Source organism: Lysinibacillus sp. EB271-A1-10B (assembly GCF_058791335.1).
Map to the genome: position 1 here is coordinate 15,941 of NZ_JBYTDL010000040.1, position 13,154 is coordinate 29,094.

15 protein-coding genes are annotated in these 13,154 nt (G+C 37.3%); 13 read left to right on the forward strand and 2 right to left on the reverse strand.

Annotated features, from left to right (window positions below):
- Positions 1–19: 19 nt before the first annotated feature.
- From mnmG to AC3WSK_RS25655, 6 genes are all read left to right on the forward strand, one after another.
- Positions 20–1,915 carry a tRNA uridine-5-carboxymethylaminomethyl(34) synthesis enzyme MnmG gene (mnmG, locus tag AC3WSK_RS25630; RefSeq protein WP_079563357.1) on the forward strand — a complete coding sequence of 632 codons (1,896 nt, stop codon included), beginning with the start codon at positions 20–22 and terminating at the stop codon, positions 1,913–1,915.
- Between the two features lie 417 nt (positions 1,916–2,332).
- Positions 2,333–3,049, forward strand: a complete 717-nt coding sequence (gene rsmG / locus AC3WSK_RS25635; RefSeq protein WP_079563358.1) for a 16S rRNA (guanine(527)-N(7))-methyltransferase RsmG — start codon at positions 2,333–2,335, stop codon at positions 3,047–3,049.
- A 179-nt stretch (positions 3,050–3,228) separates the two neighbouring features.
- Complete coding sequence (noc, locus tag AC3WSK_RS25640; RefSeq protein ID WP_079563359.1) at positions 3,229–4,128, forward strand: nucleoid occlusion protein; 900 nt, start codon at positions 3,229–3,231, stop codon at positions 4,126–4,128.
- A gap of 399 nt (positions 4,129–4,527) precedes the next feature.
- Positions 4,528–5,289, forward strand: a complete 762-nt coding sequence (locus AC3WSK_RS25645; RefSeq protein ID WP_427416089.1) for a ParA family protein — start codon at positions 4,528–4,530, stop codon at positions 5,287–5,289.
- Entirely contained in the window at positions 5,282–6,130 is an 849-nt protein-coding gene (locus AC3WSK_RS25650; protein WP_079563361.1) for a ParB/RepB/Spo0J family partition protein, read from the forward strand. The genes AC3WSK_RS25645 and AC3WSK_RS25650 overlap by 8 nt, the downstream gene beginning before the upstream one ends.
- An 81-nt stretch (positions 6,131–6,211) precedes the next feature.
- The gene (locus tag AC3WSK_RS25655; protein WP_079563362.1) at positions 6,212–6,928 is read left to right on the forward strand and encodes a DUF554 domain-containing protein; all 717 of its coding nucleotides are present in this window, start codon (positions 6,212–6,214) and stop codon (positions 6,926–6,928) included.
- Here the strand turns inward: AC3WSK_RS25655 and yyaC are convergent.
- Positions 6,845–7,477 carry a spore protease YyaC gene (gene yyaC / locus AC3WSK_RS25660; protein ID WP_492414934.1) on the reverse strand — a complete coding sequence of 211 codons (633 nt, stop codon included), beginning with the start codon at positions 7,475–7,477 and terminating at the stop codon, positions 6,845–6,847. The two genes, AC3WSK_RS25655 and yyaC, sit on opposite strands and share 84 nt — an antisense overlap.
- 93 nt (positions 7,478–7,570) lie before the next feature.
- Between yyaC and AC3WSK_RS25665 the strand changes: the two genes are divergently transcribed.
- From AC3WSK_RS25665 to AC3WSK_RS25680, 4 genes are all read left to right on the forward strand, one after another.
- Complete coding sequence (locus AC3WSK_RS25665) at positions 7,571–8,455, forward strand: mechanosensitive ion channel family protein (protein ID WP_492414935.1); 885 nt, start codon at positions 7,571–7,573, stop codon at positions 8,453–8,455.
- Position 8,456: 1 nt separating this feature from the next.
- Positions 8,457–8,657, forward strand: coding sequence for a DUF951 domain-containing protein (locus AC3WSK_RS25670; protein WP_492414938.1), 201 nt, complete (start codon positions 8,457–8,459; stop codon positions 8,655–8,657).
- 153 nt (positions 8,658–8,810) lie between these two features.
- Positions 8,811–9,911 (forward strand): redox-regulated ATPase YchF, encoded by a 1,101-nt coding sequence (ychF, locus tag AC3WSK_RS25675; RefSeq protein WP_068985809.1) that lies wholly within the window; start codon positions 8,811–8,813, stop codon positions 9,909–9,911.
- 80 nt (positions 9,912–9,991) lie between these two features.
- Positions 9,992–11,032 (forward strand): acyl-CoA dehydrogenase family protein, encoded by a 1,041-nt coding sequence (locus AC3WSK_RS25680; RefSeq protein WP_492414936.1) that lies wholly within the window; start codon positions 9,992–9,994, stop codon positions 11,030–11,032.
- Positions 11,033–11,102: 70 nt separating this feature from the next.
- Here the strand turns inward: AC3WSK_RS25680 and AC3WSK_RS25685 are convergent, their stop codons facing one another.
- Complete coding sequence (locus tag AC3WSK_RS25685; RefSeq protein WP_492414937.1) at positions 11,103–11,663, reverse strand: DUF3267 domain-containing protein; 561 nt, start codon at positions 11,661–11,663, stop codon at positions 11,103–11,105.
- 173 nt (positions 11,664–11,836) lie between these two features.
- On the opposite strand from AC3WSK_RS25685, the gene rpsF reads away from it, so the two are divergent.
- Genes rpsF through rpsR form a run of 3 tightly spaced genes read left to right on the forward strand, consistent with a single transcriptional unit; the run spans position 11,837 to position 13,018 of the window.
- Positions 11,837–12,124 (forward strand): 30S ribosomal protein S6, encoded by a 288-nt coding sequence (gene rpsF / locus AC3WSK_RS25690; RefSeq protein ID WP_068985806.1) that lies wholly within the window; start codon positions 11,837–11,839, stop codon positions 12,122–12,124.
- 46 nt (positions 12,125–12,170) lie between these two features.
- Positions 12,171–12,743, forward strand: a complete 573-nt coding sequence (ssb, locus tag AC3WSK_RS25695) for a single-stranded DNA-binding protein (RefSeq protein WP_079563368.1) — start codon at positions 12,171–12,173, stop codon at positions 12,741–12,743.
- Positions 12,744–12,781: 38 nt separating this feature from the next.
- Positions 12,782–13,018 carry a 30S ribosomal protein S18 gene (rpsR, locus tag AC3WSK_RS25700; protein WP_049662616.1) on the forward strand — a complete coding sequence of 79 codons (237 nt, stop codon included), beginning with the start codon at positions 12,782–12,784 and terminating at the stop codon, positions 13,016–13,018.
- Positions 13,019–13,154: the final 136 nt, after the last annotated feature.

Below are 13,154 nucleotides of genomic sequence, written 5' to 3' on the forward strand. Positions count from 1 at the left end.
AGAAAGGAAGATACGAGCTATGCCAACAAAATATGAGGCAGGCACGTTTGATGTTATCGTAATTGGCGCAGGTCACGCAGGTTCTGAAGCTGCATACGCCGCAGCCAAAATGGGTGCTAACACACTGATGTTAACAATCAATTTAGATATGATTGCATTTATGCCATGCAATCCTTCCATTGGTGGTCCTGCCAAAGGAATCGTAGTACGAGAAATTGACGCATTAGGTGGCGTCATGGGGAAAGTTATTGATAAAACGCATATTCAAATGCGTATGTTAAATACAGGGAAAGGTCCTGCTGTGCGTGCATTACGTGCGCAAGCGGACAAAGTTTTATACCAACAAGAAATGAAACGCGTGTTGGAGGAAACTGAAAACTTAACAATGCACCAAGGTATGGTGGAAGAATTAATTATCGAAGACGAGGAAGTAAAAGGTGTTATTACACAAATCGGTGCTATTTACCGCGCTAAAACAGTTGTTATCACAACAGGTACATTCCTTCGCGGTGAAATCATTATTGGAGACATAAAGTATTCAAGTGGTCCTAATAACCAACAACCGTCTATTCGTTTAGCAGATAACTTAAAAGAGATTGGCTTTGACCTTGTGCGTTTTAAAACAGGTACACCACCACGAGTGAATAGCCGTACAATTGATTATGATAAAACTGAGATTCAACCAGGGGATGAAGTTCCACGTGCATTTAGCTTTGAAACAACTGAATTCATCATGGATCAACTACCTTGCTGGCTGACTTATACAAGCCTAGAGACACATGAAATTATCGAGGCAAACTTACACCTTTCACCGATGTACTCAGGGATGATTAAAGGTACGGGTCCTCGTTATTGTCCTTCTATTGAAGACAAAGTTGTGCGATTTAACGATAAACCGCGCCACCAAATTTTCTTAGAGCCAGAAGGTCGCGATACACGTGAAGTGTATGTACAAGGTTTATCAACTAGCTTACCAGAGCATGTACAAACACGTTTACTAAAATCAATCCCAGGCTTAGAAAAAGCAGAAATGATGCGTGCTGGCTATGCTATTGAGTACGATGCAATCGTGCCAACACAATTATGGCCAACGTTAGAAACAAAACGCATTACAGGCTTATATACTGCTGGTCAAATCAATGGTACATCAGGTTACGAGGAAGCGGCAGCTCAAGGCTTAATGGCTGGGATGAATGCTGCTGCTAATGCGCTTGGAAAAGAAGAATTAATCTTAGGTCGTTCAGATGCTTATATTGGCGTATTAATTGATGATCTAGTAACAAAGGGAACAAATGAACCGTATCGCTTACTAACATCTCGTGCGGAATATCGTTTACTACTTCGTCATGATAACGCTGATTTACGTTTGGTAGAGCAAGGGTTTAATATGGGAATGATTACTGAGGAAAGATATGCAAAATTCAATGAGAAAAAAGAGCTGATTGATAACGAAATTGCACGTCTTCGTGAAGTTATTATTAAACCAAATGAAACAACACAAGCTGTTATTCGCTCTGTAGGTGGCAGTGAACTAAAAGACGGTATTCGTGGAGCAGATTTATTAAAACGTACAGAAATGAATTATGGTTTAATTTCTTCATTAATTCCAGCCGACATAGAGTTTTCGGATGAAGTGAAGGAACAAATTGAAATTCAGCTTAAATATGAAGGCTATATTGAAAAAGCATTACAACAAGTTGAAAAGCTTCATAAAATGGAGAATAAAAAAATCCCTGAAAATATTGATTATGATGCTATTTCAGGTCTAGCAACAGAAGCTCGACAAAAATTAAAACAAGTTACACCACTTTCCATTGCCCAAGCATCGCGAATCTCCGGTGTAAACCCAGCAGATATTTCAATATTACTTGTTTATATTGAGCAAGGTAAAATCGCACGCGTCAGCGGCGAATAATTAAGAACAGTAAAGTGAATAAGAGGCGGGCATACCTTTGTGCCCGCTTCCTATTTTTAACTTCTTTCAGCATTCATCTCTCATCTCCATAGGTGGTGAGATGAATGCGGTTTTAAGTCACTATTTCAGGGGTTTCCAAATATCCTCAGAAATAGAGGAACTCAGTCTAAGAACGCCACGTCCTATGGCATTACCGAAATGACCGACATCGTGTTGGCCCTCGTGTTGTTGCTGTCGCTTCGCTTTCGCACAAAAAACATCTGCAGGCCTAAGCACAAAGCCGATTCAGGACGCAATTATGCCGAGGCATAGTTGATGGCTATGCTATTTTTTCATAGTTGATTTTAAGAGCGAGCGAATACATGCTTACAAGTCAATGTAAGGATAGTAAAGCCATATAGAAAAAGGAGACTTTACATGAACGAACAACAATTTATCGAGGCTTTAAAGAAAAAGGGCATCGAACTCTCTGAAAAGCAGATTGCTCAATTCAAAAAATATTTTGAGTTACTTGTTGAGTGGAATGAAAAGATGAACTTAACAGCTATTACCGATTTAGAAGGTGTTTATTTAAAACATTTTTATGATTCGATTAGTGCCTCTTTCTATTTTGATTTTTCAAAAGTAACAACAGTTTGTGATGTAGGAGCAGGTGCTGGTTTCCCTAGTATTCCAATTAAAATCTGTTTCCCACATTTACATGTCACAATTGTCGATTCTTTAAATAAAAGAATTACATTTTTAAATCATTTAAGTGATGAGTTACAATTAGAGAATATGAATTTTGTACATGCACGTGCAGAGGAATTTGCTCAAAATGCGAAATATCGTGAACAGTTTGATGTTGTAACAGCTCGTGCAGTAGCCCGCTTATCGGTTTTATCAGAGTTATGTGTACCACTAGCGAAACAAGGTGGTTATTTTGTTGCTTTAAAAGCAGCAGCTGGTGCGGAAGAATTAAAAGATGCCAAAAAAGCATTGACTACATTAGGGGTTGCACTAAAAGAAGAGTTTTCTTTCCATCTACCTGTTGAAGAAAGTGACCGCATGTTATATATCTTTGATAAAATAAAAGGAACACCAAAAAAATATCCGCGTAAACCAGGTGTACCAAATAAATCACCGATTCAATAATTAGTGTTTCATGTGAAACTTCTCAAAGTAGAAAATATTTTTTCTATTTTGAGCATACATACTAGTTATGGATGGTTCACGCAAATGACATCTACGAACTATATACATTTTAAGAAATATAATAAATAATAATAGAATAAAACAGAGCAAGATAGTTACTAAAAGGTGGTGCCACTTGGATGAAAAGTCCTTTTTCACGTTTTTTTGGAGGCGGAAATAAAACTGAGCCTATTGTGAAAAATGAAGTAGAACAAGCAGAGACGGTTCATGCAGCGGAAGAGGTTATAAAGCTGCCGATTGATCAAATTGTGCCTAACCGTTTTCAGCCACGTACTATTTTTGATGATGAAAAAATTGAAGAGTTATCAAGAACCATTCATACGCATGGTGTAATTCAGCCAATTGTTGTACGTAAAACAGCAGAAAAACAATATGAAATTATTGCTGGTGAGCGTCGTTATCGAGCAATGAAAAAGCTACAATGGACAGAAGTTCCGGCAATTATAAGAAATTTAACTGATAAGGAAACAGCCTCTATCGCGTTAATTGAGAACTTACAGCGTGAGGAGTTAACAGCAATTGAAGAAGCTGTTGCCTATCAAAAATTATTGGAGCTTCATGAGCTGACACAAGAAGCTCTAGCCCAACGACTTGGAAAAGGACAATCCACGGTAGCCAATAAATTGCGTTTATTAAAGCTTCCTGAGGAAGTACAGCATGCTATTTTAAAACGTGAAATCTCTGAACGACATGCACGTGCTTTAATTGCAATTAAAGATCAGCCACTACAGCTAGAAGTTTTACAACAAACGATTGAAAATGATTGGAATGTTCGTCAGTTAGAAGAGCAAATTTATTCTTTATTGCATCCAGAGTTGGAAGTACAAGAAGAAGCAGAGCCGAAGAAAGTAAAGCCGAAGCGTAAGGCCATTAGTAAAGACGTACGTATTGCTTTAAACACGATTAAACAGTCGTTATCAATGGTAACAAAGAGCGGTATTACAGTTAAGACTGAAGAAGAAGATACAGAGGAATATTATCAAATTACAGTGAAAATCCCTAAAAAGAAAAAGTCTTAAGTCGTGATTGAAGTTTTATTAAAAAAATAAAAAAATGACTTTTATGACATCATCAAAATTGAGGATGTCATCTGTATAGCGTATATCATATATATAAGTTGATTAGAGTAGGGGCTTGGGCCACCACTCCTTGTGGGCTCAGGACGCCCCCGAGAAAGCGTTGAGCCGGAACGGAAATCAACCCAACGTTATGATGATAAGTCGCTTTTATATCTCTGTACGGAGGAGACATCTTAGTAATATTTCTGAGATGTCTCCTTTTTTGCATATATTCTTAATATTTTATACAACTCTGTTCTGTTTTTTTGATAGAATGAAAGTAAGATAGACGTATAGAATAGTGATTTTACAAATGATTTGTCAAAGTGGACTTTGATAGATGAAAGCAGGTGCTTTTAAATGGGTAGAATTATAGCAATCGCCAATCAAAAAGGTGGCGTAGGAAAAACAACGACATCGGTCAATTTGAGCGCTTGTCTAGCATATTTAGGGAAGAAAGTGCTCTTAATCGATACTGATCCACAAGGAAATACAACAAGTGGACTTGGTATTAATAAGGGAGAGCTCCACGGCTGTATTTATGATGTGTTAATTGATGATGAAAAAGTTGAAAACGTCATTCAACAAACAAATGTCGAAAACTTAGCAATCATTCCGGCGACCATTTCATTAGCAGGAGCAGAAATTGAATTAGTTTCGACTATTTCCAGAGAAGTACGTTTAAAGCATGCCCTTCAAGATGTAAAAGAAGACTATGATTATATTATTATCGATTGTCCACCTTCGTTAGGGCTACTAACAATTAATGCTTTAACGGCTTCGGATGCACTCATTATTCCTGTACAATGCGAATATTACGCATTAGAGGGATTAAGCCAGTTGTTATCAACTGTCCGTTTAGTGCAAAAACATTTAAATCAGCAATTATACATTGACGGTGTATTATTGACGATGCTTGATGCACGAACAAACCTTGGCTTACAAGTTATTGATGAAGTGAAAAAATATTTCCAAGAAAAAGTATATAAAACAATTATTCCTCGTAATGTGCGATTAAGTGAGGCTCCAAGCCATGGACAGCCAATTATCACTTATGACGCAAAATCAAGAGGTGCAGAAGTGTATTTAGAGATGGCGAGGGAAGTGATTAAAAATGGCTAAAGGTTTAGGAAAAGGCATAAGTGCACTATTTCCTGGGGAGTCTTTAGAACAAAGTGGGCAAGTGGAAGAGATACAATTAGAACTTATCGTCGCAAACCCATTTCAGCCACGTAAAATATTCGATGAAGAAACTTTACAAGAATTAGCTGACTCTATACAGGAACATGGCATTTTACAGCCTATTGCCGTACGTAAAAAGGGACGTAAATATGAAATCGTAGCGGGGGAACGCCGTTATAGAGCAACTCAATTAGCAGGGTTAAAGGTTATTCCAGCTATTATAAAAGAGCTAACAGATACGCAAATGATGGAGTTAGCTATTTTAGAAAATCTGCAGCGTGAAGATCTGACAGTTATTGAAGAGGCTGAGGCATACCAAAGCTTAATGGAAAACTTACATTTAACACAAGAGGAGTTATCCAAACGATTAGGGAAGAGCAGACCGCATATTGCCAATCACGTTCGTTTACTTGCATTACCAGAGGATGTTCGTAAGTTTATGAACGATGGGACATTATCGATGGGACAAGGACGAGCATTACTTGGATTGAAAAATAAAAGAAGAATATCAGAAGTGGCTAATAAGGTCATTAAACAAGGCTTAAATGTGCGACAAGTTGAAATGTTAGTACACAACTTAAATGAAGAAGTTTCACGTGAAACAACCCAGCCGAAGAAAAAGGATATATTTGTTGCAGCTAAGGAATCACAGTTACGTGATTATTTTGGAACAAATGTACAAATTAGAAAAGCTAATAATAAAGGGAAAATTGAAATTGAATTTTACTCTGAAGATGATTTAGAACGCATTTTAGAAATACTAAATTTACAAGAAGAGTAAGAGAAATATAGATGATAACGTAATCAGAGCGCCAAACTACAAGGCGCTCTCTATTTATCTAGAGAGAAGGAAGGTAGGGACGTGGTATTACTAGGGGCATTCATTAACGCGCTGCTCATTATGGTAGGAGCATTGGTAGGACGCATTTTTAAAAATATACCAGAATCGATGAAGTCTACTGTATTATCGATTATTGGTTTAGCAGTTGCACTTTTAGGGATTAAAATGGGCTTTGAAAGTGATAATTTTATTATTCTAATGATAAGTTTAGTGGTCGGTACAGTAATTGGTGAGTGGTTAGATTTAGATAAGCAAATGAATAGACTTGGACAATGGGTAGAATCTTTATTCAGTAAAAAACGTACTGATAATAATCAAATTAGTATAGCAGAAGGCTTTGTAACAGCTTCTTTAATCTTTCTAGTCGGCTCTATGGGCGTCATTGGTGCACTCGATAGTGGTCTGCGTAATGATCATAATGTACTGATTACAAAAGGATTAATCGATGGATTTATATCGATCATCTTAACATCTACATTAGGTATTGGCGTGCTATTATCTGCATTACCTGTATTCGTCTATCAAGGATTAATTGCACTTTTTGCTGGTGTTATCAGCTCTTTTATACCAGATGCTGCACTACAAATGTTTATTCATGAAATGACTGCTGTAGGCGGTGTAATGATTTTCGCCATTGGTTTAAATATAGCAGGTTTAACTAAAATCAAGGCTGCTAACTTGTTGCCAGGTATCGTTGTTGTCGGTATTGTGGTTGCTATCTTCTATATTTTTCAGTGAGTAACGATGTGCAGAGAGCAATAGAGCTCTTGAAAGTTTTTCAGCCATTGCATAGGAAATATGAAGTCTTGTATTTTGTAAAACAAGCATTTCCATAAAGCCTCCAACATTGACGATTCCCTTAATGGAAATGTCACCGATTGGAGGTAATTGTTTTTTTACAGCTTTTCCCGGGAAAATAGGTCCGTTTTGTACAGAAATATGTCCAACATTTTGTTCACTTCCGAGACATGCATCAATCGCAATAATGAAAGGTTTTATAGTATGATTGTGTAGCTGTTGCATAGTAGTGTCTAAATTAAGAGCGTGCAAAGGACTGTCTAAAGAGCCTACAATCTCATATGGAAAACTAACAGACTTTTTGAGGAAGCTACCTGTTAACGGCCCAAGCGTATCACCTGTACAACGGTCACTTCCAATACAACAGAAAATAAGGCGTTCATGATGAAAAGGTATATGTTCTAAAAATAATGTACTTAATTGCCAAACGATATTTTTACTTTCATGATGAAGAGAATAAGGGAGTAACAATTTTGGTATAGTATTCATAAAAAAACTCGCTTTCCTTTTTATTTTTAAGAAGTGCTCGATTTTTATGCAGTATACGCAAATTTTTAACAAGTTATTCAAGAGGTGGTAATAATGGATTGGTTTAGTGAAAGGGTATTAAGTAACTTATGGGATAAGCTGATGTCGGAGAAGCTTTGGGAAACGATAATGACTGCTTCAATTAAGATAACGGTTATTTTGATCGCATCTTGGTTAGCCGTTCGATTAGGTAAAAAATTTATTAAAAAAGTGTTTTTAATGCGTATGCGTTCGCCTTTAGATCATTCAGAACGTCGCCAAACAACAATTTCAAGATTATTACAAAGTGTCATTTCCTATGCTGTTTATTTTTCAGCAATCATTGCTATTCTCTCTATATTAGAGATTAAGATAGCAGGGTTATTGGCAGGAGCAGGGATTGTCGGTTTAGCTATTGGTTTTGGTGCGCAGAGCTTAGTAAAGGACGTCATTACTGGATTCTTTATTATTTTTGAAGATCAATTTGGTGTTGGCGATTATATAAAAATCAATACTGCTGAAGGAACTGTTGTAGAGATAGGCTTACGTACGACAAAGATTAATGGTTCTACAGGAGAGCAGTTTATTATTCCGAATGGTTCAATTGGTGATGTTGTCAATTACTCTGTCAATAACTCTAAAATTTATATAGATTTACAAATGACGACCGATGCCGATTTTGAAAGAGCTGAATCTATTATTAAAAAGTATTTAAATTCTTTACCTGAAATTCATAAGGAACTTGTAGCAGTACCTGTCTTTTTAGGTGTACAAAATGTTAAGGGTACAGAAGTAACGATTCGTATAGCCGCTGAAACATTACCACAACAACAACATGGAGTGGCTCGTACTATTCGTCGTGATGTTACAAAACTCTTTGAAGAAAATAATATACCAATGGCTCATCCGAAAATGATGTTCTATGGTGTGAATGGAAATGAAGAGGGGAGCAGTGAGTAATATGGACGTAAAGAAATTTGGTTTAAATGATATTGTTGAAATGAAAAAGCAGCATCCATGTGGCACAAATAAGTGGAAGATTATTCGGATGGGGGCGGATGTACGCATTAAATGTGAAGGCTGTCAGCATAGCGTCATGATTCCACGCCGCGAATTTGAGAAAAAAATGAAGAAGGTTTTAATTTCCGCTAGTGAAGACTAGTTTGATGTGTATTAGACTTTTTATGAGTGAATCAATATAATAGATAGGGTTATACAGTGATTCATCAGTGAGGACTTCTGTAACCTCACAGTATCCGTTAGTACGGGAGATAAGAGTAAATTTGAACAGATCAAAGAAAGGTTGTGTCCATTCATGGCATTAACAGCTGGAATCGTTGGTTTACCTAACGTCGGAAAATCAACATTATTTAACGCAATTACAAAAGCGGGCGCATTGGCTGCAAACTATCCATTCGCAACAATCGATCCGAACGTCGGTATTGTTGAAGTACCAGATGCACGTTTAGATAAACTAACAGAATTAGTAACACCTAAAAAAACAGTACCAACAGCATTTGAGTTCACAGATATTGCTGGGATCGTAAAAGGCGCTTCAAAGGGTGAAGGGTTAGGGAACAAATTCCTTGCCCATATTCGTGAAGTAGATGCAATTTGCCAAGTTGTACGTTGCTTTGTTGATGAAAATATTACGCACGTATCAGGTGGAGTAGATCCGATTGACGATATCGAGGTCATTAATTTAGAGCTTGCACTTGCTGATTTAGAATCTGTTGATAAGCGATTACAACGTGTTGGCAAAATGGCAAAGCAAAAAGACAAAGAAGCAATGATCGAAGAACCAATTCTTGTAAAAGTTAAAGAACAATTGGAAAACGGTCGACCAGCACGCGCTGCAGAGCTTTCAGAAGACGAGCTAAAGGTTATTAAAGGACTTCATCTTTTAACAATTAAACCTATGCTTTATGTGGCAAACGTTTCAGAAGATGAAGTTGCTGACGCAGATAATAACGAATATGTGCAAAAGGTACGTGAGTATGCAGCTGCTGAAGGAGCTCAAGTTATCACAATTTGTGCAAAAATCGAGGAAGAAATTTCTGAGCTTGATGATGAAGAAAAAGCAATGTTCTTAGAAGAACTAGGCATTAAAGAATCTGGTTTAGACCAATTAATCCGTACTTCATATGATTTACTAGGACTAGCAACTTACTTCACTGCTGGGGTACAAGAGGTACGTGCATGGACGTTCCGTAAAGGTATGAAGGCACCACAATGTGCTGGAGTCATTCATACAGACTTTGAACGTGGATTTATTCGTGCAGAAACAGTTGCTTTCGATGATTTAGTAGAAGCTGGTTCTCAACCTGCTGCTAAAGAAGCTGGTAAAGTACGCCTTGAAGGTAAAGAGTATGTTGTACAAGACGGCGATATTATGTTATTCCGTTTCAATGTGTAAAAAACGAACAGGGGCAATCTTTCAATAGATTGCCTTTTTTGTATATATTTTTATCTGAATTTTCAATCTGGAGGATTAGTATGAACATATTACAAATAAAAGATCGTGGTTTAGAAATTGAAGAGCTAGGTAGATTACCAAAAGATATAGTGGAGCTTATTTATGAGCAGCAATTGTTTAAGCTATTCACAGCAAAGGAATTAGGCGGTAAAGATTTAGAGCTACTAGAGGGCATTAAAGTATTCCAGCAGATGTCTGCACTTGATGGCAACTTTGGGTGGCTTATTACAATAGGGACAGGGGGTAACGCGTTTATTCCAACATGGAACAATGAGGTTTGTGAAAAAATATTTTCACCAAGAAATGCAGTCATAGCAGGCAGCGGCTATCCTTCGGGCATAGCGGTAAAAATAGATGGGGGCTACCGTGTAACAGGTCAATGGAAGTATTGTAGTGGAGCAGATTATGCTACAACTTGTACGATGAATTGCTTTGTCGAGAATGAAGGTATTAGAACTGATAAAATAATTAGTTGCTCAGTAAATTGTGATCAAGTAGAGGTTCTTAATGATTGGCGAGCAATGGGCTTAAAAGCGACAGCTAGCCATACGATTCGTGTGCAAGATGTTTGGGTACCTGAAGAGGAAACATTCCAATTGGGCATAATTAAAAACAAGTATGGAAGTGCAGTACATAGTTTTCCGTTTGGTGCATTTGCAGAAGCTTCATTTGTAAGTGTTTGTCTTGGAATAACAGAAAATTTCTTAGAAGAGGCGTCTGTTTTAGTAAAGCAAAGAAAGCATGATCCAAGCCGTACCGAACATATGGGTGCCATACAATTTTTATTGATGCAGCAACAGAAAAACTTTAAACAGTTTGAAGAGCGATATTATTTAATGTTGAATGAATACTGGCAAAAACATAAAGAAGGTCATGAATTGACTGAAGAAGAGCTACAACAATTTTCACGAATAAGTAAAGATACTGCAGTGGCTTGCGTAGACATTGCCAATAGCTTAATACGTAGGCTTGGCATGGATGCAATTACGGAGACATCTTCAATTAATCGTATTTGGAGAAATTTATATACAGCTGCACAGCATAGTTTTTTAACGCGATAAATTTGTGTGAAAAAATTAGAATCTGCTTGGAGACAAGCAGATTCTATATGTAACGTGACTCTTAGCAAAGTTATTTCATTTCCTCGGGCATATATACATAAAGCTTAGGTAGATGAGGATCATCCTGTATTAACGCGTTCTTTGGGTATTTGCGCAATTCTTTATACATGGAAAAATCACCTACTGCTCCAGCGATTAAAAAGGCTCCCACTAACACTAAAACAGTACTATTAAAATAAAAACCAGCAATTGTAGGGAGAACGCCAGTTGTCCAGAATGGGAGTAATAAAGCTTTTTTCATTGCATGATTCGGTAACGGTTGTTCAGTTGTTGCGTACGCTATGCCAAGCTCTAAATTCAGGCCATATTTTAACGATTTAAAGGGTGCACCTCCAAAGAGCATAAAGCCAATTAAATGAAAGGCTTCATGTAAGACAATGAAAATAATATATAGAATAACAAAAAGGATAGATCCAAGTATCATATGCCAAAATGAAAAATCAAAATTTTTAAAGCAAATATATTGAATAGCTACAAATAACATGGCAAGGCCACTTGTGACAACAATATTGTCCATCATTAGTTTTTTTATATCCAACTCTATTACGATTGGTTCTTTATCTGGTAGCATGAAGATCCTCCGTTCATTCATGAATTAAGTTCATTATATAGAAAGAATTGCTTAGTTGCGACTTGAAAGACATGTATCTATATGTTACAATTCATTGATGTGAGTAATAATTATTACTTGCTCCTTGCTCCCTGTATACAGGAGAGCCTAAGTCCATAAGGAGGTGTAAACAGATGAGAAAATACGAATTAATGTACATCGTACGTCCGAACATTGAAGACGAAGCGAAGAAAGCTTTAGTTGAACGTTTCAACGAAATCTTAACTTCTAACGGTGCAGAAGTCATCGAATCAAAAGAGTGGGGCAAACGCCGCTTAGCTTATGAAATTCAAGACTTCCGCGAAGGTTTCTACCAAATCGTTAAAGTAAACGCTACTTCAGATGCAATTAACGAATACACACGTCTTGCTAACATTAGCGAAGATATCATTCGTCACATTGCGGTTCGCCAAGAAGCATAATCATTTATTTTTAACAAAATGCTGAAAAAAGGAGGTTGCATTTCTGATGATAAACCGTGTCGTATTAGTTGGAAGACTAACAAAAGATCCTGAGCTACGCTATACGCCTAATGGTGTTGCGTCTACAAGATTTACAGTTGCTGTAAATCGAACATTCTCAAACCAACAAGGTGATCGCGAAGCTGATTTCATTAGCTGTGTTGCTTGGCGCAAACAGGCTGAAAACCTAGCGAACTTCATGCGAAAAGGAAGTTTAATTGGAGTGGAAGGCCGTATTCAAACAGGCAGTTATGAAGGACAAGATGGTAAGCGAGTATACACAACAGATGTAGTGGCCGATAGCGTACAGTTTTTAGAACCTCGTAATGGTGGCGGTGCTCCTGCATCTCCTCAGTATGGTGGTGGACAGACTTACGGTAATAACCAACCGTCATATGGCGGTGGTCAACCACAACAACAGTTTGGTGGTGCTATGCCAGGACAGGGTTCATTTGGAGGCGATGCTTATCAGCAAAATCAACCACCTGTGAATCAGCCGAATTATACACGTGTAGATGAGGATCCATTTGCTAATAGCAAAGGACCGATAGAAGTATCTGAGGACGATTTACCGTTCTAATACTTCTAAAATAAAAAATGATAAGGAGGAGACACACTATGGCACCACGTCGCGGAGGCCGCAAACGCCGTAAAGTTTGCTACTTCACTGCTAATAACATTACGAATATCGACTATAAAGATGTGGATTTATTAAAAAAATTCATCTCTGAACGCGGTAAAATTTTACCACGTCGCGTAACTGGCACTAGCGCTAAGTACCAACGTAAATTAACTTCTGCTATTAAAGTATCTCGTATTATGGGATTACTTCCATTCGTTGCTGAAGATAAATAAAATTTATTTATTAATAAAAGCACAACAAGGTTATCATAACCTTTGTTGTGCTTTTTTATTGGTTCTATAATATTTTTTGGGGTATTCGCACAATTCCACGCATAAAAAAAGCACAGATTCACCGATTTATATATAC